The organism is Rhizobium sp. Rhizsp42 (assembly GCF_047304155.1).
Classification (GTDB): domain Bacteria; phylum Pseudomonadota; class Alphaproteobacteria; order Rhizobiales; family Rhizobiaceae; genus Rhizobium.
Genome location: NZ_JBGLYS010000020.1, coordinates 75,914 through 99,089 on the forward strand (window position 1 = coordinate 75,914; position 23,176 = coordinate 99,089).

15 protein-coding genes and 1 tRNA gene are annotated in these 23,176 nt (G+C 62.5%); 11 read left to right on the top strand and 5 right to left on the bottom strand.

What is annotated here, in order from left to right; translation table 11 throughout:
• Nucleotides 1-88: 88 nt before the first annotated feature.
• Nucleotides 89-165: transfer RNA gene (locus ACCD05_RS19210), tRNA-Arg, on the bottom strand.
• 311 nt (nucleotides 166-476) lie between these two features.
• On the opposite strand from ACCD05_RS19210, the gene ACCD05_RS19215 reads away from it, so the two are divergent.
• The 6 genes from ACCD05_RS19215 to ACCD05_RS19240 all read left to right on the top strand — a co-directional run bounded on the left by ACCD05_RS19215 (nucleotide 477) and on the right by ACCD05_RS19240 (nucleotide 6,732).
• On the top strand, nucleotides 477-2,249 hold the full coding sequence (locus ACCD05_RS19215; protein ID WP_413394678.1) for a type I secretion system permease/ATPase: 1,773 nt from the start codon (nucleotides 477-479) through the stop codon (nucleotides 2,247-2,249).
• Nucleotides 2,246-3,565 carry an HlyD family type I secretion periplasmic adaptor subunit gene (locus tag ACCD05_RS19220; protein ID WP_413394680.1) on the top strand — a complete coding sequence of 440 codons (1,320 nt, stop codon included), beginning with the start codon at nucleotides 2,246-2,248 and terminating at the stop codon, nucleotides 3,563-3,565. The genes ACCD05_RS19215 and ACCD05_RS19220 overlap by 4 nt, the downstream gene beginning before the upstream one ends.
• 144 nt (nucleotides 3,566-3,709) lie before the next feature.
• On the top strand, nucleotides 3,710-5,143 hold the full coding sequence (locus ACCD05_RS19225; protein ID WP_413394682.1) for a family 16 glycosylhydrolase: 1,434 nt from the start codon (nucleotides 3,710-3,712) through the stop codon (nucleotides 5,141-5,143).
• Nucleotides 5,144-5,272: 129 nt separating this feature from the next.
• Complete coding sequence (locus ACCD05_RS19230) at nucleotides 5,273-5,626, top strand: hypothetical protein (RefSeq protein ID WP_413394684.1); 354 nt, start codon at nucleotides 5,273-5,275, stop codon at nucleotides 5,624-5,626.
• A 303-nt stretch (nucleotides 5,627-5,929) separates the two neighbouring features.
• Nucleotides 5,930-6,442, top strand: coding sequence for a DUF992 domain-containing protein (locus tag ACCD05_RS19235; protein WP_018901578.1), 513 nt, complete (start codon nucleotides 5,930-5,932; stop codon nucleotides 6,440-6,442).
• 140 nt (nucleotides 6,443-6,582) lie between these two features.
• The gene (locus ACCD05_RS19240; RefSeq protein WP_181459346.1) at nucleotides 6,583-6,732 is read left to right on the top strand and encodes a hypothetical protein; all 150 of its coding nucleotides are present in this window, start codon (nucleotides 6,583-6,585) and stop codon (nucleotides 6,730-6,732) included.
• A 4-nt stretch (nucleotides 6,733-6,736) separates the two neighbouring features.
• On the opposite strand, the gene ACCD05_RS19245 is transcribed toward ACCD05_RS19240, so the two are convergent.
• Both ACCD05_RS19245 and ACCD05_RS19250 read right to left on the bottom strand, forming a co-directional pair.
• Complete coding sequence (locus tag ACCD05_RS19245) at nucleotides 6,737-7,024, bottom strand: BON domain-containing protein (RefSeq protein ID WP_413394687.1); 288 nt, start codon at nucleotides 7,022-7,024, stop codon at nucleotides 6,737-6,739.
• A 53-nt stretch (nucleotides 7,025-7,077) separates the two neighbouring features.
• Nucleotides 7,078-7,728, bottom strand: coding sequence for a hypothetical protein (locus tag ACCD05_RS19250; protein WP_413394689.1), 651 nt, complete (start codon nucleotides 7,726-7,728; stop codon nucleotides 7,078-7,080).
• A gap of 356 nt (nucleotides 7,729-8,084) precedes the next feature.
• On the opposite strand from ACCD05_RS19250, the gene dxr reads away from it, so the two are divergent.
• Complete coding sequence (dxr, locus tag ACCD05_RS19255) at nucleotides 8,085-9,278, top strand: 1-deoxy-D-xylulose-5-phosphate reductoisomerase (protein ID WP_413394691.1); 1,194 nt, start codon at nucleotides 8,085-8,087, stop codon at nucleotides 9,276-9,278.
• An 866-nt stretch (nucleotides 9,279-10,144) separates the two neighbouring features.
• On the opposite strand, the gene hemA is transcribed toward dxr, so the two are convergent.
• Nucleotides 10,145-11,359, bottom strand: a complete 1,215-nt coding sequence (hemA, locus tag ACCD05_RS19260) for a 5-aminolevulinate synthase (RefSeq protein WP_047508509.1) — start codon at nucleotides 11,357-11,359, stop codon at nucleotides 10,145-10,147.
• Between the two features lie 348 nt (nucleotides 11,360-11,707).
• On the opposite strand from hemA, the gene ACCD05_RS19265 reads away from it, so the two are divergent.
• The 4 genes from ACCD05_RS19265 to ACCD05_RS19280 all read left to right on the top strand — a co-directional run bounded on the left by ACCD05_RS19265 (nucleotide 11,708) and on the right by ACCD05_RS19280 (nucleotide 21,791).
• A complete protein-coding gene (locus ACCD05_RS19265; protein ID WP_018901584.1) occupies nucleotides 11,708-11,965 on the top strand; it encodes a YMGG-like glycine zipper-containing protein in 258 nt (85 codons plus the stop codon).
• A gap of 172 nt (nucleotides 11,966-12,137) precedes the next feature.
• The gene (locus tag ACCD05_RS19270) at nucleotides 12,138-14,066 is read left to right on the top strand and encodes an autotransporter assembly complex protein TamA (RefSeq protein ID WP_413394694.1); all 1,929 of its coding nucleotides are present in this window, start codon (nucleotides 12,138-12,140) and stop codon (nucleotides 14,064-14,066) included.
• 62 nt (nucleotides 14,067-14,128) lie between these two features.
• The gene (locus ACCD05_RS19275; protein ID WP_413394696.1) at nucleotides 14,129-20,239 is read left to right on the top strand and encodes a translocation/assembly module TamB domain-containing protein; all 6,111 of its coding nucleotides are present in this window, start codon (nucleotides 14,129-14,131) and stop codon (nucleotides 20,237-20,239) included.
• A gap of 115 nt (nucleotides 20,240-20,354) precedes the next feature.
• Entirely contained in the window at nucleotides 20,355-21,791 is a 1,437-nt protein-coding gene (locus tag ACCD05_RS19280) for a diguanylate cyclase domain-containing protein (RefSeq protein WP_413394698.1), read from the top strand.
• A gap of 313 nt (nucleotides 21,792-22,104) precedes the next feature.
• Here the strand turns inward: ACCD05_RS19280 and ACCD05_RS19285 are convergent, their stop codons facing one another.
• Complete coding sequence (locus ACCD05_RS19285) at nucleotides 22,105-22,854, bottom strand: SDR family oxidoreductase (protein WP_413394700.1); 750 nt, start codon at nucleotides 22,852-22,854, stop codon at nucleotides 22,105-22,107.
• Between the last annotated feature and the right edge of the window lie 322 nt (nucleotides 22,855-23,176).

Genomic DNA, 23,176 nt, shown 5'->3' on the forward strand with positions numbered 1-23,176 from the left:
GTCGACAACCCGTTCGGCAAGAGGTTGTCACCTATGTCTTAAGTGCGGATTGTTACCTATGTGTCCGGATCGGACACAATCAGGAAAATGGTGTCCACGAGAGGATTCGAACCTCCGACCCCAGGATTAGGAATCCTGTGCTCTATCCTGCTGAGCTACGTGGACAACGTCCCCTGCATAGCTTGACTGTCCCTGTCGATCAATAAGCTTTTGACGACATTCTCCTCTTCGCAATGACCCATCTGTTCAATCCTGCGCTGGTCCGTTCGGTGTCATGGACGCGAGCGATGTCGGGCAAACGCAAATTTTGGGCAGCTGTCTCATAGGGAGACGGTGTTGCGTCATGGCGGGACAGGGTCATGTTGCGATGCAAAACTCGCGTTAACAGTGAGATTTATTAGTTTTGCACAACCATAGAAAGAGCAAGCTCTCGTCACTGTTGTGATCCATGTTCGGGACATCACTGCCCCAGTTTCATGCGATCGCGAGGCCATTTGTCCCAATTCAAGGCGAAAACATCCGCGCCGTTCCTGATTTCCGCCGTCTCGTCCGTGCGGGGCACGCTGATCGGGATCGGAATGACGAGCTGCTTCATCAATATCCTGGCGTTGACAGGCTCGTTCTTCATGCTGCAGGTCTATGACCGCGTCATTCCCGCCCGCAGCCTTCCGACGCTGGTCGGGCTCGGCATGATCACGTTGACGCTCTTCGCCTTCCTGGGGCTGCTCGAACTTTTGCGCTCGCTGGTGCTGGCGCGGCTCGGGCAGTCAGTCGACGAGCGCTTCGGGCCGATTGTCTTCCGCTCCTTCGCCACCGCGCCGTCGCGGCGCAGCGTCGAGGAGAACGGACTGCAGCCGATGCGCGATATCGACATGGTGCGCGGCTTTCTTTCCGGGCCGGGGCCGACGGCGTTGTTCGATCTTCCGTGGATGCCGTTCTATCTCGGTCTCTGCTTCCTGTTTCATGTCTGGATCGGAGCGGTGGCGCTGGCAGGCGCGCTTGTTCTCATTGGCCTGACCATCATCGCCGAAATCCGCACTCGGGCGCCGACGCAGGCAGCGGCGCGGATCGGGCTGGAGCGGACGGCGCTTGCCGAAGCCACGCGCCGCAATGCCGAGACCGTGGCATCGATGGGGTTTGCGCGGCGGCTGGAGGAGCGCTGGTCGGCGATCAATCTGCGCTATCGCGACACGCAGTTCAAGGCGACCGGTATCACCGTGTCGCTGTCGACACTGTCGCGTGTCGTGCGGCTGGTGCTGCAGTCGGGCGTGCTGGCTGTCGGCGCCGTTCTCGTCATTCACCAGGAGGCGACGGGCGGGATCATGATCGCGAGCTCCATCCTGATCAGCCGGGCGCTGGCGCCGGTCGAGCTGGCGATCGGGCAGTGGCGGGGCTTTGCCGCGGCGCGCCAGAGCTGGGCGCGGCTTCTTCGGTTGAGCGAGGCGGATGAAGTCAGCGACCCGGATGTGCGGCTGCCCGCGCCGGGCAAAGGCCTGAAGGTGGAGAACCTGCATCTCTCGGCACCCGGTTCGGCCGTGCCGCTGCTGCGCGGCATCTCGTTCGAAGCCAGGGCCGGCGAGGCTATCGGGATCGTCGGGCCGAGTGCATCCGGCAAGTCGTCGCTGGCGCGTGTGCTGGTCGGGATCTGGGCGGCGCGCGTTGGGGCCGTGCGGCTTGACGATGCGTCGCTGTCGCAATGGGAGCCGGAAGCGCTCGGGCGGCACATCGGCTACCTGCCGCAGGAGATCGGGCTCTTCGATGGAACGATCGCCGACAATATCGCCCGCTTCGATCCCACGGCGTCGTCGGATGCGGTGATCGCGGCGGCGAGGGCGGCCGGTATCTATGAGATGATCGTGCGGATGCCCGATGGTTTCGATACCGAGATCGGCGATGAGGGAGCGGCTCTTTCCGCCGGTCAGCGGCAGCGGCTGGCATTGGCGCGCGCGCTTTACGGCGATCCCTTCCTCGTCGTGCTCGACGAACCGAATGCCAATCTCGATACAGAGGGTGACGCGGCGCTGAGCCGCGCGATCGCGGGCGTGCGTGAGCGCGGCGGGGTGGCGATCGTCATTGCCCACCGGCCGAGCGCGCTTGCCGGTATCGACAAGGTGCTGGTGCTGGCCGAGGGCCAGGTACGCGGTTTCGGACCGAAGGAAGAGGTGCTCGGGAGGCCGGTGGCGGCGGTGTCGGCGGCATTCTCGCCGGTGCGTTTCGGGCGGGTGAGCGAGGGGAGGGCGGCGCGATGAAGCCTCTTGCAAATGGTGGGGGCGCACCGATCGCCGAACGGGCCATCCGGCGGCTGGCGCTTGTGGCGCTGGCGGCGGTTCTCGTTCTCGTCGGCGTGCTCGGCAGCCTTGCGGCGACCATCCATCTCAACGGCGCGGTGATCGCCTCGGGCACGCTCGTCGTCGACAGCTATGTGAAGCCGATCCAGCATCTGAAGGGCGGGACGGTCGGCGAGATCCTCGTTCGCAATGGCGACAAGGTGGAAGCAGGGCAGGTGCTGCTGCGGCTCGACGATACGCAGGCGCAGGCGACGGTTTCGATCGTCTCGCGGCGCTTGCGGCAGCTGGCGGCGCGAACGGCACGACTATCGGCCGAGCGGGACGGGCGCGAGACGTTCGCGTTTCCCGATCTTGTGAAACAAGCGCCCCCGGACGAGCGGGAGACGCTGATGCAGGGCGAGCAGCGACTGTTCGAAGACCGGCGGGCTTCGCTTAGCGGGCAGGTGGCGCAGCTGCGCGAGCGCATCCGCCAACTCGGCCAGCAGGCGGGTGGGCTGGTGGCGCAGCAGGACGGCAAGCGGCAGGCGATCGAGATCATCGGCAAGGAGTTGGCGAGCCTCGAGCCGCTGCTGAAGCAGGGCATCATTCCGGCAACGCGTGTCTATGCGCTGCAGCGCGATGCGGCCGATCTGACCGGCGAGCTCGGCAACCTCTTGGCATCGGCAGCCGAGGTGAAGGGCAAGATCGCCGAGACGGAGTTGCAGATCATCCAGCTTGGCGACGACAGGCGCAGCGAAGTCTCGGACCAGCTGCGGCAGGCGCAAAGCGATACCGGCGAATATTCCGAGCGGCTGGTCGCGGTCGAGGACGATCTCAAGCATATCGACATCCGCGCCCCGCAGGCGGGCATCGTCCATCAGCTGTCGGTGCATGCATCAGGCGCCGTGGTGCAGGCGGGAGCGGCGATCATGGAGATCGTGCCGGATGGCGATGCGCTGACGCCCGATCTCAGGCTTTCGCCTGGAGATATCGATCAGGTCGCGGTGGGGCAGACGGTGGTGTTGCGGCTGTCGGCCTTCAACCAGCGCACCACCATGGAGCTCAATGGGCGGGTGGAGCGCATCGCGGCCGATCTCACCACCGATCAGAAAACCGGCCAGACCTACTACGGCGTGCGCGTTCATATCGAGGACGGCGAATGGCGAAGGCTCGGAAAGTTGACGCCGGTGGCCGGCATGCCGGTGGAGGCCTTCATCGAAACGGGGGAACGGACGGCGCTCGCCTATCTCGCCAAGCCGTTCACCGATCAGGCGGCCCGTGCCTTTAGGGAGGAATAAGGGCCTTTAGGGAGGAATAAGGGGCCTGTGCCTGATGGCGCCTGGGAGGAGGCGCGTCGGGCAAGGGAGGAGCGTTCGGCCATCAGGGCATCGTGTGGATGCCCTTGGCAATGTTTCAATCACGAAAACCCTAGGAGATGAACCATGCCACAGTCGATTCAGAACGCAGTCGGCACAAGCCTGTTCTATAGCGGCGCTTCAACCGCCTGGCTGTCGGCGACAGGATCCGGACCGGTGCTCAACGGCACAGCCGGCAATGACAGCATATGGGGTGATAGCTCGGTCAACGTGACCATGCAGGGAGGTACGGGTGACGATATCTATTATCTCTACTCCGCCATCAACCGCGCGGTTGAAGAGCCGGGTGGCGGGATCGACACGATCAACACCTGGATGAGCTATACGCTGCCTGAAAATTTCGAGAACCTGACGGTGACAGGCGCCGGGCGCTATGCCTTCGGCAACAGCGCCGACAACATCATCTCCGGTGCCGCGGGCAGCCAGACGATCGATGGCGGTGCGGGCAACGATGTGCTGATCGGCGGCGGCGGAGCCGATACCTTCCTCTTCACGCGCGGCAATGGCAGCGACCTCATCGTCGATTTCAGCAGCGACGACACGATCCGCTTCAACGGCTATTCGCTCACGAGTTTCGATCAGGTCGTCAGCCACTCGACACAGGAGGGTGCCAATCTCCGGATCGATCTCGGAGGTGGCGAAAGCCTCGTGCTCGCTAATACCACGGCCTCGGCGCTGCATGCCGATCAGTTCCAGCTGACACTCGATCGCTCGGCGCTGACGATGACCTTTGCCGACGAGTTCGACAGCCTGTCGCTTCATAGCGGCGGTCAGGGAACCTGGGATGCCAAGTTCTGGTGGGCGTCCGAGAAGGGCAGCACATTGCCCGATAACGCCGAGGAGCAATGGTATATCAACCCGTCTTATGCCGGCACCGCGTCGGTCAATCCGTTCTCCGTGCATGACGGCGTGCTGACGATCACGGCGGCGCAAACGCCGGCGGCGCTTGCAGGCCAGCTCGAGGGCTTCGACTATACGTCGGGCATGCTCAACACCCACTCGACCTTCGCCCAGACCTACGGGTACTTCGAGATCCGCGCCGACATGCCGACGGAGCAGGGTGTGTGGCCGGCCTTCTGGTTGCTGCCGGAGGACGGCTCCTGGCCTCCGGAACTCGATGTGGTGGAGATGCGCGGGCAGGACCCCAACACCGTTCATGTGACGGCGCATTCGGCGGCGAGCGGCAGCCATACGATGGACCAGACGGCCGTCAGCGTTGCGAGCACCGAGGGCTTCCATACCTATGGGGTGCTCTGGGATCAGGACCAGATCGTCTGGTACTTCGACGACGTGGCGATCGCCCATGCGGATACGCCTGACGACATGCACGACCCGATGTACATGATCGTCAACCTCGCCGTCGGAGGCATTGCCGGATCGCCGGCGGATGGTCTGCCCAACGGCTCGGAAATGAAGATCGACTACATTCACGCCTATTCGCTGGCTGACAGCCCGGTTTCTTCGACCGCGCATACGGCGACGGACGACTGGCAGACCTGAGGCGGTCCTGTCGGATGCTTTCGGATACGGGCGCTGAGATGCGCCCGTATTTTTTTGCCCGAATTTTTTGGGAACGATGAAAGCCCTCTGTCGTTGACCCCATGTCGATACGAAAGAAGGAGAAGCATCATGAAAGCGAAACTGATCGCGGCATCGATCCTGGCACTTGGTCTGGCAACAGGCGGCGCAATGGCCCAGTCAAACCCGAGCCCGGCTGGATCGACGATCGGCAGCAGCACGGTCGATAGCGGCGGTGGCGCAAACGCGGATGCTCCGAATACGACTGGAACATCGCCAACGGTGGTCGATCCGAACGCCACCTACAGCACCACGCCCGGCACGATGAGCACGGGGCCGAACACCAATACGACAGGGACCGTCGACCGCACGCGCTGCCCGGCGCAGCCGATGCCGGGTACGACAGCCGCCCAGGGCGGCAACAGCGGCGCGTCCGAGAGCCAGGCATGCCCTGACTTCAAGTAATCATCGCATTGCGATCAAGGATCCCGGCGCAGCCCGGGGTCCTTTTTTGTGCGCGGAAACCACCAATTCGTCGTGCTTCAAGAAGACAAGAACGCGTGATGACGGTGGAACAACAGGCAATGACAGGGATTTATTCAGGCGCCGCCTGATTGACGCCCGAAATCAGCCAGAAATCGGGATGCATGTAGCGAATCAAACCCCACACATTTGCTTTTGAGCATTTGTTAATTTTGTTCATACAGCCGGGGTTGGTAAGTTATAACAAGGCACTATGTTTTTCGTCAGGATACTAAGGAGACCACAATGAACAAGACAATCGCATCGATCGTCGCAGCAGCCTCGCTGGCTCAAGTCTTCGCTACTTCGGTAGCGGCAGCGGATCTCGTGACGACTTATGAAGAGCCGGATCAGCGCGATGGCGTCAAGATCGGCGTTCTGACCTGCGACGTCGGCGGCGGTGTCGGCTACGTCTTGGGTTCGGCGAAGTCCGTCGATTGCGTCTTCAACGGTACGCGCGGCTCCGTCGATCACTACAGCGGCACCATCCGCAAGATGGGTGTCGACCTCGGCTTCACCACGCGCGGCCGTCTCGTCTGGGCTGTCTTTGCTCCGACCGCAGGCTATCACCGCGGTTCGCTCGGCGGCCTCTACCAGGGCATCACCGCTGAAGCCACACTTGCAGGTGGCGTCGGCGCCAACGTGCTGTTCGGCGGCACCGCCGGCTCGATCCAGCTGCAGACCATCAGCGTCACCGGCCAGCTTGGCCTTAACGTTGCTGCAACCGGCACCTCGGTCACGCTGACGCCGGCCGGCTGATTTTATCATATGATTTCAATGGAAAAGCCGTCCCGTCAGGGGCGGCTTTTTCGTTTTATGGGTGCTGTGTGGGTGGCCCATTTCGGGAAGGGAACCTACGGCCGATCGTCGCGTTGTTCTGGTCAAAGGAGATCAAGCTCATGACCATGAAACTCTCGATGCTCGCGGTTGCCTATCTCTTGATCGGTGGCCTTTTGATCGCCGTCAGCTATCAGCCGAGCGGCCCCATTACGACGCAGAAGACGGATCGTGTCGCCACTGGCTTCCTGACGGAACGCTTTGCCGGCTAATCGCTCAGACGGCTTCGCCGAGGTTGTCGAGCACGGATTGCGCGACAACGATCCGGTTGCGGACCGTGTGGTCGCTTGCCGTCGTCTCGGCGACGATGATGGCGCTGGCGAGGTCCGCCTTGGTCGCGACCAGTCCGGTGAGAACGATTTCATCTTGCTCGACCGACACCGCGATGTGCGAGGCGTCGAAGCCGCTGGCGACGGCCAGCGCGGTGGAGACATCCGCCGTCAGCGCTGCCTCTTCGCTCATATCCGTCTTTCGTGAGGACGGTGATATTTCGTAACTTGCCATGTCATGCCTTCCTTCCTCCCATCCGATTGCGAAAGCCGGCGTCGCGTGCGCGGTCACCAGCTGACCCGGTAGTTCAGGTTGATGCTTCCCGAGCGGGTGGATGATCCAGGATTGCTGATTGTTGCGCTCAAATTAAGGTCGGGGAGGATCAACTGGTTCAGCGCCAGCGAACTCGTCACATCGCCATTGAAGCCCGACACGGTGGCTGCCGCCGAGAGCGAGGTGCCGGTCCAGGGCTGGATCAGCTTCAGCGCCTGCGAGGTATCGACGGATGTCTGACGGGTGTCGACGGCGTCATAACGGACCTGCACGAAGCGGGTCGACACCATGTCCAGTGAGTCGGAGAAGATCCAGCTGCGGGAACGGCTGAGCATCAGCGCGCCGCTGCCCCTCAAGGTATCGACGCGCACGCTGGCTGAGCGCTCGGCGCGGGCCGCGGGCGTGACGCTGACCTTGGTGATCTTGCCCCAGAGCGAGGCCTGTTCTGAGCCGCCGAGCAGCACGCCGCCCTTCGATGCCGCAAGGCCGATATCGGCGCCGGCGCTGGTTTCCCATTCGGCGGGCAGGCGAAAGCCCATCGTTGCCTTGTAGGATCTTTCGGACACTTTCACGGGTGTCCAGATGACGAGGTTTTCTGCGTGGACGCGCGGTGCGAATGAAATGAGCGCGGCGGGCAGAAGCAATAAACTGCTTGTCGCTTTCATGGCCATTTGTCCCTTCGTAACGGTCAGGGTCTTCTGGTCGATGCGGGCTTGAAGCGGAAACGCACAAAAGCGCGCAGGATTTCGCCTTGCAAACCCGACATCTCGTTCTGGTTTTTATCGCGTCCGGCCTTTGGCGCGGATACGGAAGCGGGCGCGAAATTTGCGCCGCCGGAGCTTGAAAATTGCAACCGATACGATTGCCAATGCTCCTATCCCTGAGGATTGTTGTCAGGATCACATCGACCGGCGGGGATGTAAACCCCTCAGGCCCAAAAATCTGCTGCACTGCACACTTGCCGGTCATTCCAATCCCCTGTAGAGCCGAGGGAAATGACGGAACGCAGGCAAAATCGCGCATGATCACGGGCAGAAACGGGCCTCGGCGCCTCTCCATCTTCGGTTCGACCGGCTCGATCGGGCAGAACACGCTCGATGTGGTGAAGCATCTGGGCGGTCTCGAAAACTTCGAAATTTCCGTGCTGACGGGCAACGAGAATGTCGATCTGCTGGCAAAGCAGGCTCGTGCGGCCGGTGCCAAACTCGCGGTGACGGCGAGTGACAGCCATTACGAGGCGCTGAAGAGCGCGCTGTCTGGAAGCGGGATCGCGGTTGCCGCCGGTCAATCCGGACTGATGGAAGCAGCCGATCTGGAGGCCGAATGGGTGATGGCCGCGATCGTAGGCACAGCGGGCCTTGCGCCGACGCTGGCCGCGGCCCGCAAGGGCGCCGATATCGCGCTCGCCAACAAGGAATGCCTGGTTTCCGCCGGCGACCTCTTCGTGCAGTCCGTGCGCCGCGGCGGCGGCAAGCTCTTGCCCGTCGACAGCGAGCACAATGCGATCTTCCAGGTGCTGGAGGAGAACCAGCGCCACGCCGTGGAGCGCATCATCCTGACGGCGTCTGGCGGACCGTTCCGCAACGCCTCGCTCGAGGAGATGGCCGGTGTGACCGTCGAGACGGCGCGTGCACATCCGAACTGGTCGATGGGGCTGAAGATCTCGATCGACAGCGCCTCTATGTTCAACAAGGCACTCGAGATGATCGAGGCCAAGCATCTGTTCGGGCTGACGCCAGAGCAGATCGAGGTCATCGTGCATCCGCAATCGGTGATCCATTCGATGGTGGGTTATACCGACGGCTCAGTCCTGGCGCAGCTCGGCGCGCCGGATATGCGCACCGCGATCGGCTACGCGCTGGCGCATCCCCGCCGGCCGAACCTGCCGATCGAGCGGCTCGATTTCGCCAAGCTGGCGCGGCTGGATTTCGAAGCGCCCGACGAGACGCGCTTCCCGGCACTTCGGCTCGCTCGCCTTGCGATGACGCGCGGTGGCGTGCAGGGCGCTGTTTTGAACGCCGCCAAGGAAGTGGCGCTCGAAGCCTTCATCGCCGGGCGCCTGTCGTTCCTCGCCATGGCCGATGTGACCGAGACGGTGATGGACCAACTGGCGCATCTGCCCGAGGCCGCGACGATGGACGATGTGTTCGCCGTCGACAAGGAAGCCCGGCAGCGGGCTGCGGTCTTGGTGGCGAGCCGGGAGAAAGCTGCCTGAAGGGCTGGTTGCGACCGCGCGGCATTGCCGTCATCGAATAGGTTGCAGCGTTTCCAAACCCACCGCCGTCATGCTCGGTCTTGTGCCGAGCATCTGCTGAGCGGCCAACTTGCTCGACGCGAGTGGATACTTGGAGAGGCGGTAGACGCGGATTGGCGGTAGAGCGAAGAGCCTGCTTCGCCCTTCCATTCACTCAGCAACGTTGCACTCTTGGCCACGTGCTTAGATCCTCGGCTCGTTGGCCGAGGATGACGTCGAGAGTGGGATTGCCGGCTTGTTTCAACAGGTTATGCCACTCTATCCGCAGCCGTTCCCAAACCCGCCGCCGTCATGCTCGGTCTTGTGCCGAGCATCTGTTGAGCGGCAAACTTGCTCGACGTGGATGGACACTCGGCGAGGCGAGAGACGCGGGTTGGCGGCGGAATGAGGAGCCTGCGTCACCCCTTCCATTCACCCAGCACCGTTGCACTCTTGGCCACGTGCTTAGATCCTCGGCTTCTTGGCCGAGGATGACGCCGAGAGTGGGGCGCCGTTTTCGTTCAACAGGTTATGCCCACTCTATCCGCAGCCGCCCCCAAGCCCACGACCGTCATGCTCGGTCTTGTGCCGAGCATCTGCTGAGCGGCCAACTTGCTCGACGTGGATGGAGACTTGGCGAGGCGGGAGACGCGGATTGGCGGCGGAATGGCGACTTTGCGCTCCTCCATGCACCCAGCACCGTTGCATTCCGGGCAACGTGCTTAGATCCTCGGGACGAGCCCGAGGATGACGCGGCGAGTGGGGTTTCCGCGTTCTTTCAATAGCTTATGACTCTCGCTGTCTGCCGTAGGCTCCAAGCCGAGAGTGCAGCGCCGTCGCGCGTGACGTTAAGCGACGTGCCGGGCGAGTGCGCAGCGCGACCACAGCGAATGCAGCGCTTCCACCAGGTGCTCGATGTCGGCATCGGTATGCAGCGGCGTGGGCGTGATGCGTAGGCGTTCGGTCTTGACCGGAACCGTCGGGTAGTTGATCGGCTGGACGTAGACGTTGCAGTTGTCGAGCAGAAGATCCGAGATCCACTTGCACTTGGCGGCGTCGCCGACCATCACGGGGACGATGTGGCTCGGGTTCGGCATGTGCGGGATGCCGGCCTTGTCGAGCTGCGCGCGGAGCAGGCGAACGCGGTCCTGGTGACGGGCGCGCTCGAAGGGGCTGACCTTCAGGTGCTGGATCGAGGCGACCGCACCGGCGGCGAGCGTCGGGGGCAGGGCCGTGGTGAAGATGAAGCCGGAGGCGAAGGAGCGGATGAAATCGCAGAGCGCGGTGGATGCCGCGATATAGCCGCCCATGACGCCGAAGGCCTTGCCGAGCGTGCCTTCGATAACCGTCAGGCGGTCCATCAGGCCTTCGCGTTCGGCGATGCCGCCGCCGCGCGGGCCGTACATGCCGACAGCGTGGACTTCGTCGAGATAGGTCATGGCGCCGTACTTGTCGGCGAGGTCACAGATTTCCTTGATCGGCGCGATATCGCCATCCATCGAGTAGACGCTCTCGAAGGCGATCATCTTCGGCGCCTTCGGATCTGCGGCGGCGAGCTTGGCTTCGAGATCCTGCAGGTCGTTGTGCTTCCAGATGACGCGGTCGCACTTGGCGTAGCGGATGCCCTCGATCATCGAGGCGTGGTTCAGCGCATCCGAGAAGATGATCATGCCGGGGATCTTGGCGCCGAGCGTGCCCAGCGCCGCCCAGTTGGAGACGTAGCCCGAGGTGAAGACCAGGGCCGATTCCTTGCCGTGCAGATCTGCGAGCTCGCGCTCGAGCAGAACGTGGTAGTGCGTGGTGCCAGAAATATTCCGGGTGCCTCCCGCACCCGCGCCACAGTGATCAATGGCGTTCTTCATCGCCTCGATCACCTTGGGGTTCTGGCCCATGCCGAGATAGTCGTTGGAACACCAGACGGTCACATCCTTCGGCCCCTCGGGGGTGTGGCGCGTGGCACGCGGGAAATTGCCGCGGTGACGTTCAAGATCGGCGAACACGCGGTAACGACCTTCGTTGTGAAGGCCTTCCAGCTCGCTCTTGAAGAATGCTTCGAAATCCATCTCATGCTCCAGTATCGTGCAGGCGTTCTCCGCCCAATGACGACTGCACGTCAACCCATTTGGTCCGATTTAGCACCATGTGCGTCAAATCGTCCCTAGTTTCGAATTACTTTAATTTGAAATTGGCGTGCTTGACCAGATCAATCGTGCATTGCAGCCCTGCGCGCAGTGCTTCGCATGGTTCTTGGTGACCGATTTGCCAGTCGATTTTCATGGCTGCAGACCAATTGAAATCGATTGGAGAGGGTGCTTGCCCCTTTTTGCGCCATAGTTTGCGGTCTAGGTTACAAAAAAGACAGGAATCAGGGACGGCCACCGCCCGCTCGGGCGAACAATCAGGAGTTATTGATGAAAAAGATTATTGCGCTCGCCTTCATCGGCCTATCGATTGCAAGCTGCACGCCGACGCAACAGGGTGCGGGTATCGGTGCGGCATCCGGCGCCGTTATCGGCGGCGCTGTTACGGGCAATGTTCGCGGTGCCGCCGTGGGTGCTGCCGTCGGCGGCGTGTCCGGCGCGCTCATCGGCCGTGTGTCGGAACAGCCCGGCCAGTGCTACTATCGCGACGAATATGGTCGCCGCTATATCGACGATTGCCGCGGCTGATCCTTCGCCAAAACCTTTCAAATCCCGGGTCTCTGGCCCGGGATTTTTGTTTTTTTCCGCTAAATCAGCAATCATGCGGTTTAAAACGGTACAACAAAATGAATTTTGCCGCTAAGGTCGCATCAGGCCGGGGGGCGCAGAGCTTAAATCCAGTGTAACCAAAAAGCGGCGGATGCAGATTAGACGGAAGGCACCGAAACCGGGTATTGCGTATCGGCGAGCAGGCATCGTGACAATGGTCGCGGTGGCGACTGCCTTGTCACCGGCACTCGTGTCGAATGCTTACGCCTTCAAGCTTTTCGGGATCAACTTCTTCGGTAAGGACGATACGGACGCCAACCAGGTGCCCGATCCCGTTCGCTATGAGGTGACGCTGACGTCAGATGCTAATGATCCCGACCTCAAGGAGGCGCTCGAGAACAGCTCGCGCCTGGTTGGAGACAAGGAGCAGCCGGTTTCGGGCGATCTCGGTGTCGTCGTCAAGGCGCGCGACGATCGCGAACGGCTGATCGCGGCTCTCTATGAAAAGGCGCGCTATGGCGGCGTCGTGACCATCACCGTCGATGGACGCAATATCGACGATCTGCCGCCGAACCCAACATTCAATCGCTCGCGCCCGGTTCCCGTCAATGTCAGCGTTGCGGCCGGGCCGGTGTTTCATGTGCGCGAAGTGCAATTCGGCGGCGATGCGGCCAACCGCAATCCCGCCGATTACGATCTCGGGTCGGGCGCTTCGGCCGGGTCGCTCACGATCATCAAGGCCGGCGACAAGATCGTCGAGCAATTGAAGAGCGAGGGGCGGCCGCTGGCGAAACTGACGACGCGCAAGGTGGTGGCCGATCACAGGACCGATACTGTCGACGTCGTGCTCGCTGCCGAGGGCGGGCCGGTCGCGCCGATCGGGACGGTGGGCGTCACGGGCGCCAAGGCGGTGCGGTCCGATTTCATTGAGCGCTATTCGCGCATCAACAAGGGTGATCGCTATTCTCCGGAGGCGCTGAAGAAGGCCGGCGAGCGGCTGCGGGCGCTTGGCGTATTCTCGAGCGTCACCATTCATGAGGGCGACCAGCTGGCCGGCGACGGCAGCCTGCCGATGATCATCGAGGTGTCGGAGGGCAAGCAGCGCTATTTCGGCGTCGGCGCGCAGTATTCGACGATCGATGGCTTCGGGGTCAATGGTTATTGGGGCCATCGCAATCTGTTCGGTGGGGCGGAAGGGCTGCGCGTCGAGGGCGCCGTCGGCCGCCTTGGGGATGCGACGGCTCTGGGCGATCTCGATTTCTCGGCGGGCATCACCTTCACCAAGCCCGGCGCCTTCGTTCCATCTGGTACGTTGATTGCCAGCATTCTCGCCAAGACCGAAAATCCCGATGCCTATAGCGCCAAGCTGGTGACGGCATCGCTCGGCTATTCCTACGAACTCAACGATACCGACACGTTTACCGGTGCGGGCGAAGTCAGCTGGGAAAAGGATGACGACGCGTTCGGGAACAACACCTACTTGACCTTCGCGGCCCCCCTCCAGTTCGATCGCGACGCGCGCGACAACAAGCTCGATCCGACATCGGGCTACCGGCTGATGGGCAAGGTGACGCCGAGCTACGAAGCCTATAACGGCACGTTCTTCTCCGCCTTCGAGGGCTCGGTCTCCGGTTACTACGGCCTCGGCGCCGAAGATCGGATCGTGCTCGCCGGCAAGCTTTCGGCCGGGTTCCTGCTTGGCGCCGACGATCTTGAGAACATTCCCGCCACAAGGCGCTTCTTTGCCGGCGGCGGCGGATCGGTGCGCGGTTACGGCTATCAGGAAATCTCTCCCTATAACGCCGCCAACGAGGCGACCGGTGGTGCTTCCTTCATGACCGCGTCGTTCGAGACACGCGTGAAGATCACCGACACGATCGGCATCGTGCCGTTTATCGATGTCGGGGTGGTCTCCGCCGATGTTGCGCCCGATTTTTCGGATATCAGGGCAGGTGCCGGTATCGGCCTGCGCTACGCCACCCCATTCGGGCCGATCCGGCTTGATTTCGCCGTTCCCCTCAACAAGTTCGAGGGTGGGACGGATTACGGCATTTACGCTGGCATTGGCCAGTCGTTCTAACGAGGTTCAGGCTCGCAGCGAGATTGCGATAGCCGCGCAGAAAACGGGATAGCTCCGGGTCCATGCTTACGCTGACGAACATCTTCAAGTGGATTGCACGACTGCTCGGTTACGGAGCCGGCGTTCTCGTGATCCTGCTTGCCGTGGCCATCGGCATCTTCGGCTTCACCGGATTTGGCGCCCGCATTCTGGTCGACAAGGTGACGTCGACCATCTCCAACCGCGACATGACCATCCGGGTGATGGACCCGCAGGGGCTGCTCACCGGTGGCCTCGGCGCGACACGTATCGTGCTGTCGGATACGCGCGGCACATTTGCGGATGTCGACGGCCTGTCGATCAACTGGAATCCGCTGGCGCTTTTCACCGGGCGCTTCCATGCGACGCGCCTGGAGGCGGATGCCATCCGCGTTCTGCGTAAGCCGGTCCGCACATTGCCGTCGCGGCCGGCGGCCGAAGGTGAGGCCGGCGGCGGGTTCTCGCTGCCGATCAAGATCGATATCGATCAGATCTCGCTGCCGAAGATCAGCCTGTCGCAGCCCTTGATCGGGCGCGCCTTCACGCTCTCGGCCGATGGCAGCGTGCGCGCCGACTCGAAGGGCGGCGATGCGAATATCACTGTTCACCGCCATGATGTGCCGGATGCCAAGCTGACGGCCGATGTCGCCTTTCTGCCTGAAAACAGCCAGCTTACGGTCAAGGCCAAGCTCAACGAACCAAAGGGCGGGTTGCTTGCCGGCGTGCTCGCCTTGCCGAACAATCCGGCCGTCGAGATCAGCCTCAATGGCGATGGCCCGATCTCCGACTGGAAAGCCAAGTTGCAGGCCTCGCTCGATGGCCAGCAGCGCGCCGCGATCGAGGCGCATCACACGCTGACGCCGGACCAGGCTCTGCATCATGTCGAGCTCAAGGGCGGCGGCGATCTGAGCTCGCTGATGCCGGCGGCATTCCGGCCGCTTTTCGCGGGGCAGACGAATATCGATCTCGCAGCGAATTTCGACAACGCCGGCAAGATCGATATCCAGACCGGCAACGTGGCGACGGGCGCCGTCGTGATCGCTGCTTCCGGTACGCTGGATCCGAAGGGCAAGAACAGCCTGAATGCGAACGTGCTCGGGACCTCCGGGCCGGTCGATTTCCGCTGGCCGCTGGCCGAAGGCGAAGCGCGCTTCATGATTTCGGGCGTCAACCTGGCGCTGACGGGGGATGCCAAGGCGTCGCGGCTGAATGCCAGCGCCTCGCTCGATACCGCCGTGCTGCCGCAGGCGACGATCGGCAATGTGAAGCTGACCGCCAAGAGCGACAACTTCAATCTCAGCGGCCGCTCCGGCGCCGTGCAGATCCGCCTTGTCGCCGGCGACATGACCTTTGCCAACCCCGATATCAACCGGGCGGTTCAGGGGCCGGTGACGATCGTTCTGCCGCTGCAGATTTCGCCGGCCGCGATCGGCTTCAACGGCGCGACGATTGAGAGCGCGTCGGCGAATGCCAGCCTCAATGGTGCGTATCAGCTCACCGACAATTCGCTCACCGGTAATGCCAAGCTGACCGTCGAGCCGCCGGCAATGCCGCCGGCCGTCGCGGCGCGGTTCAAGACGCCTGTGACCATCGAAGGCCAAGTGGCGGGCACTATTCCCGACAAGATCAACCTGTCGAACCTCAGCATCAAGTCGGACCTCACGGTCGCGACAGGCAATATCGTCCTCGACGGCACGACGCTCGATGCGACGCTTGCCGGCCGCGTGCCCGATATCAAGCCGCTGCTCGACACCGCCTCGGGTGCCGTGACCTATAGCCTGAAGGCCGGCGGCGATCTCTCCGCGCTGGCGCTTTCCGCCAATCTCAATGCACCCGCGATCGACATGGCTGGGCGCGGGCTGAGCGATCTCGCTGTGGCATTGACCGCGACCGCCGATCCGAAGGCGCCCAAGGCGCAGGTGAAGGCGACCGGCAAGATCGATGGCCAGACGATCGACATCAGCACCGATGTATTGTCCGAGGGCGGGCAGACGACGCTGCCGTCGATCAAGGCCAATGTCGGTAACAACAGCCTGACCGGTCACGTCGCGCTGTCGGAGAGCTTCGCGCCGACGGGCGCTTTGACATTCGACCTGCCCGATCTCAGCCTGATTGCGGCGCTAGCCGGCCAGAAGGCGGAGGGCGATCTCAAGGGGTCGGTCGACATCAGCAATGATGCCGGCAAGATCGGCCTGAAGGTGGCGGCAACGGGCAGTGGCTTGAAGCAGGGCAATTTCGCGATTGTCAGCCCCAATGTCGATGTCACCGTCACCGATCTCTCGGCCTTTGCGGCAACGGGAGCGATCAAGGCCGACGAGGTCGCATCCGGCACCAACAAGATCGACAGCCTGGCGGTGAACTTCACGCAGCTCGGGAACCGCACGAATTTCAGCCTCGACGGCTATTACGACAACCATCCGCTGGTGGCGGGTGGCGGTGTCGAAACCAATGCCGGCACGACGCTCGTTCAGCTCGACCGCTTCTCGGCCAAGCCGCACGACATTGCGGTGGACCTCGCCGCGCCATCGCAGCTGTCGATCACTGATGGCACGGTCACGCTCGATGGTCTCGAGATCAAGACCGGCGATGGCGCGATCAATGTGACCGGCTCGGCCGGGCAAGCGCTCGATATCAATGCCGTGGTCAAGCAACTGCCGGCAAGCCTTGCCAACAGCTTCGTGCCCGATCTCGATGCCGCGGGCGCGATCTCGGGCAAGGTCGCGGTGTCGGGCACGCCGGCAGCACCCGTGGCCGATTTCACGCTTGATTGGAAGAATGCCGCGACCAGCCAGACGAAGGGGGCCGGGCTTTCGGCGCTGGCGATCGGCGCGGATGGCAAGTTCGCGGATAACAAGCTCGATTTCAAAACGGATCTGAGCGGCAAGGGCGGCGTTTCGCTGAAGGCGGCGGGCAATTTCGTGACAGCAGGGCCGAATGCGCAGTCGCTGCAGGTTGATGCCGATATCGTCAACATTCCTGCCGGATTGGCAAACGCCTTTGTGCCTGGGCTGAACGCCGAAGGCGCCATTACCGGCAGCGTCACCGCCTCGGGCAAGCTTCCGGCGCCGGAGCTCGATTTCAAGCTGAACTGGAAGAACGCGGCCACCAGCCAGACCAAGGTCGCCAAGCTCTCCTCGCTCGGGCTGACGGCAAGCGGCAAGCTCGAAAACAACATTCTCAATTTCAATGCGAATGCCGGCGGCAGCGGTGGATTTGCCATCAAGGCCGATGGCAGCTTCGTCGTCACCGGCAATGACGCGCAGACGCTGAAGGTGGACGGGACGCTTGCCAATATTCCGGCGGCGCTCGCCAACGCCTTCATGCCCGATCTGGCCGCGCAGGGCATGATATCGGGAAGCTTCGGCGCATCCGGCAAGCTGCCGATGCCGGCCGCGCAGTTCCAGCTGAATTGGAAGAACGCCTCGACCAGCCAGATCAAGGCGGCCGGCCTTTCGGGCGTCGGCGCTTCCGTGAACGGGACGTTTACGGACAATACGCTCACTTTCGACAGCAACGTCTCGGCCACCGGCGGCATGTCGGTGAAGGCGGCGGGCAATCTCAAGCTTCAAGGTTCGGCGATCGGCGATCTCAAGGTCGATGCGACGTTGAGCGGAGTTCCGGCCGGTCTCGCCAATGGCTTCGTCGATGGTCTCGGCGCGAGCGGCACGATTTCGGGCACGGCTTCGGCGTCCGGCACGCTGCAGCAGCCGAAGGCCAGCTTCGATCTCGCATGGGCCGATGTCGCGACCAGCCAGACGAAGGCGGCGAGGTTGCCGGCCATGGCGCTCGCGCTGAAGGGAACGCTTGAGGATAAGGCGCTCGATTTCACCACCAAGCTTGATGGTCAGGCCGGTGCGGCGCTCGAGGCGGCGGGCAAGGTCGGGATCGAGGGGACCAAGCCGACGACGATCGAGGCCAATGCGACGCTCAACAACCTGCCGGCAGCACTTGTCAGCAGCTTCGTGCCCGATCTCGATGCCGGCGGCATGATTTCGGGGACGGCCAAGGTTTCCGGCGCGCTGCCGCTGCCATCGGTCGTTTTCAAGCTCAACTGGGCGAACGCGACGACGCGGCAGACCAAGAGCGCCAACCTTTCGGCGCTCAGCCTCGATGCGACGGGCAAGTTCGCCGACAACAAGATCGATTTCGACGCCAATCTGGCCAGCAACAGCAAGACATTACTTAAGGCCAAGGGGACGGCGGCGCTGGTTGGCGCCAACATCCAGGGCCTTTCCGTCGATGCCGATATTACCGATCTGCCGGCGAGCCTTGCCAACGGTTTCGTGCCTGGCCTTGGCGCCGAGGGCACGATTTCGGGTCGGGCAAAGACATCCGGAACGCCCGCCAATCCCGTCATCGACTTCAATCTCGATTGGAAGAATGCGGCGACGACGCAGACGCGGGCCGCGGGCGTCGGTTCGCTGTCTGCCAACGCTAACGGCAAGCTCGCCGACAACAAGCTCGACTTCACTACCAATCTTGCCGGCAACAACGTGGCGCTGAAGGCGGCGGGCAATTTCGTGGTCGCCGGCGCCAATGCGCAATCGCTTGCCGTGAAGGCCGACATATCGAACCTGCCGGCGGGCCTCGCCAACGCCTTCGTTCCGGGGCTTGCCGCAGAGGGCAATATCTCGGGCACGGTTTCGGCATCAGGCAAGCTGCCGCTGCCGGATGTCGACTTCAAGCTCGATTGGCGCAATGCCGCGACAAGCCAGACGCGGGGCGCGGGCGTCTCGCCGCTTGCGATCGGCGCGAACGGCAAGCTCGCTTCGGGCCGGCTCACCATCGACACGACAGTTACCGGCGATGCCGGACTGTCGCTGCGAGGCGGCGGCAATCTGGCCATTTCAGGGAACCGGGCGCTCGACATGCGCTTTTCCGGCAACCTGCCGTTTGCCGTTCTCGGCGCGCAGCTCGCGGCGCAAGGGTTCGTCGCGGAAGGCAACGCCAACTTCAATCTGCAGGTCGGCGGAACGGCTGCGGCGCCCGTGATCAATGGCACGGTTGCCACCAGCGGCGCCAAGGTCATCGACGTCCGGCGCAATCTGGAAATCAACAGCCTGACGGCCGATATCCGCTTCGACGGGCAGCTCGCGGTGATCTCGCGCCTGACCGGGCAGCTCGCGAGCGGCGGCAACATCGCGGTGACCGGCGATGTCGGCATTCAGCCGGCGGCGAACTTCCCCGCTAATATCGATGTCCGTCTCAACAAGGCGGTCTATGTCGACGGCACGCTTGTCGTCGCAACGGTCGACGGCACGATCGGCCTGCGCGGGCCGCTTCTTGCCAATCCGACGCTGAATGGCAAGCTGACGCTCGAGAAGGCCTCGATCACCGTTCCGGAAAAGCTTCCGACATCGCTGCGCGAGATCGATATCCGCCACAAGAACGCGCCAAAGGCCGTTCTCGCTCAGATCCGCGACACGACGCAGGAGGGCGCGAGAGGCAAGTCAAGCACGCTCAATCTCGATATCCAGGTCGATGCGCCCTCGCAGATCTTCGTGCGCGGACGCGGGATCGACGCCGAGCTCGGCGGCAGCGTGACCATCCGGGGCACGGCATCCGTGCCTGTGGTTTCCGGCGGCTTCACCATGCGCCGCGGGCGTCTCACCATTCTCAACCGTCGTCTGGACTTCTCCGACAAGAGCCGGATCACCTTTGCCGGCGATCTGACGCCGGCGCTGCAGATGGCGGCGACCTCGACCTCGGGGACGACGACGCTGACCGTCGACGTGGCGGGACTGGCGACCGACCCCGCCATCACCTTCTCCTCCTCGCCGGCGCTGCCGCAGGATGAAGTGCTGGCGCAGCTGATCTTCGGGCAGTCGATGTCGAAACTCTCGGCGATCCAGATCGCCCAGCTCGCCGATGCCGTCAGCCAGCTTGCGGGCGGCCGCTCGACCTCGCTGTTCCAGGGTTTGCGCAACCAGCTCGGCGTCGACGATTTCGATATCAGCACCGATGCCAACGGCCAGACCAATGTCGGCGTCGGCCGCTATCTCAACGAGCGCACCTATATCGAGCTGCAGCAAAACACCAAGGACGGCGCCAAGGCGATCATCAACCTCGATGTCGGGCGCGGCGTGAAGCTGCGCGGTGCGGCCGGCGCCAATGGTGCCGGCGAGGCGGGCGTGGTGTACGAGAAGGAATATTGATGGTGGGGGGGGGGCTAAGCCCCCTCCCAGCCTATCGAGCGATGCAACGGGATATTAACCGCGCTCACCAAAAAGCGCTTTGCGATAACGCAACCGAAACTGGCGGAAGCTACCTGTGTCGACAAAAGACCAGGACGTCAAAGTGACCACACGCTTCACCCATCTCAAGCTGGTAGGACCGGCTCTCATTCTCACGGCGATCGTCATAGCGGGGTTGGCGGCAATCCCGTCGTTTGGCGTTGCCCGGCTGGATGCCGAGAGCCGCCAGCGCCAGGAGACCCTGGTTAAGCGCAACATCGCGGTCTGGACCTCCGACCTCGAATTCGCGCTGACGGCCTGGACGATCTGGGACGAATCGATCGCCAAACTCGACAACACGTTCGATTTCGAATGGGCGGACAGGAACATCGGCCAGTCGCTGATCGGGACGTCCAGGACGCGTTTTGCGGCGATCCTCAATCACGACGACACCCTTATCTATTCGAGAACGGCCGACGAGATGAAGGATCGGGCATTCTTCGTGCGCGGGCCTGAGATCATCGTCGGCGATGCTCGCACCCTTGTCGAGCGCGTCAGGTCCGAGGAAGCAAAGCCGCGGCCCGAGGGAATTCCCAACCCCATCGCCTTCAGCAAGGTCGAGGTCGTGAACAATGATGCGGTTCTGCTCACCGCAAGCCTTTTTCAATCGGACTTCAAGACATCCGTACCGCGCGGGAACCGGGCGCCGATCCTCGTATCCGCCGTACCGATCGCCGGCAGCTTGCCGGAGTTCCTCGGAAATCGCTTTGTTCTCGACGATGCGAGCGTTGGTCCGCTCAAGACGGTTGGCGCCGATCGGGCGCGCGTGGAAATAGCGACGCGACCAGACGGTGAGACCGAGGTGCTCTCATGGAGATCGCCCACGCCCGCCAAGGATCTGCTGCGTCAATCGCTGCCGCTGGCCGTCGTGGTGACCGTGGTTCTCGTTTTCGGCGGCCTGTTTTCGCTGCGGCTTTCGAGGAAGGCGATTTCTTCGATCCTGGAATCCGAGAAGCAGATGCGCCATGCCGCGACGCATGATTTCCTGACCGGGCTGGCGAACAGGTCGCTGCTTGCGCCGGAATTCGCACGACTAAGCTCGGCTCGGCCGATGACTGTTGTCTGTATCGATCTCGACGGCTTCAAATCCGTGAACGACAGACACGGGCATGCGGCCGGCGACGAGCTGCTGCAGCAGGTTGCCACCCGTCTTCAGGGCGGATGCAAGGAAGACGACGTCGTGTTCCGATTGGGCGGAGACGAATTTGCCGTCCTCATGCCGCATATCTCGCTCGCCGACGCCGAATGGCACTGCCGCCGACTGTCCTCGATCCTGTCGCAGCCGTATCTTCTTTCGGCCGGCAAAGTGGTTATCGGTGCATCCTTCGGAATTGCGGACGTGACAAGCGGTGGCGGCGAAACCTGCGAAGAGGCTTTGCGACGCGCGGACCAGGCGCTCTATCAGGCAAAGGGAACTGGCCGAGGGAACGTCGTTTCGTCGACCGCGAACGATCTGGCGCTTGCGGTTGGCTAGAGCATAGCCGGCGGGCGCTGACCGTCCGCCGCCTTTGCTACTTATTCTTCTCTTGATCGCGATGCCACTTGATGGCGAAGAACATGCCCGTGCCGAGCACGATGATCTTGAGCGGAAAGAAGATGATCGGGAACCAATCCCACATTTCGAATAATCCAGGCTGTTGCGTGGCGCTTTCTAGCGTGAGGGAGTGATACTGCAAAACAGCTGTGTGCGACATCAGCCATGTTGACGCATATGAGACAAGCTATTCGTGCCTAGCCGCTGCCACCGTTGACGGCTGCTATCGGCGCAAAGTGGACAAGCGCTGCCGTCAGGCCGGGTTCATGGCGGCAAACAGGTCGTCAAAGGTACCGTCACGCTCGGCGAAGCGACGAGGTTCATCTCGCTGTAGCAGAAGCTCTCCACGCGGGTGCTGGCCCTTTTCCAGCATCTCCATCACCGCCTGCACATAAGCAGCCAAGGGCATCGCACGAGGGTCACTCGCCTGTGCGTGTCCTGTCAGCTCGGTCTGGACATAAGGCGGCGACAATTCCAGAACGTCGACAGGCATGTTGCGCAACTGGTGACGCAGTGAGATGAGCCACGTGTGCAGGAAGGCCTTGCTGGCGCAGTATGTCGGAAAATCGGCTCGCGGCACGAAGGCAAGTGCGGAGCTTGTCGCCATGATGGTCGCCGATTTCTGCAACTTCAAAATCGGCAGGAAGGCAGCCACCGTCCGCAGCACACCCAGGATGTTGGTCTCTACGATGTCTTCGCCGGCAGACGCGTTCCAGTCCGCCGATGTCACGTCTTCGCTACAGGAAACCCCGGCATTGGCAATCAGAACATTCAGATCGGGGAAGCGGTCGCGGACGGCACTCGCGGCGACCTTAATGGAGCGGCTATCATTGAGGTCGAGATGAAGTCCCACGATGTCAGGGCGCTGATCGCAGATTTCCGTCAGCAGATCGCGACGTCGCCCTGTCACGATAACCTGGTTCCCCCGGTCGTGAAATGCTTCTGCGAGCGCACGTCCGATCCCGCTTGTGCCGCCTGTTATGAGGATGGTGTTGTCAGTCATTTGCATTGTCGGTGTCTTTCCCAAATGTTGCAGGAAAGGCCACGGTATCGTCATCCGGCCGACACGGTTCCTTGCGCGCCTGGGTTCTGCCAGCCGCGAAGATACGTGGGAAAGATGTGAACTCACCGCGCCTTCATTCGCGAGATTTCCCTGCTGGGACCTTCTTCGCAAAGGACGCGTTGGATGACGGTAACGCCTACGGCAGCGTGATTGAACCGCTGCGGCGCAAGAGGTAGCTGATGCGGCATTCGGCGTCAACCGGTTCCGAAGTCATGACCGCCCCTGGCGCGAAGCGGAAGACGGCCTTCGACCCGATTGAACA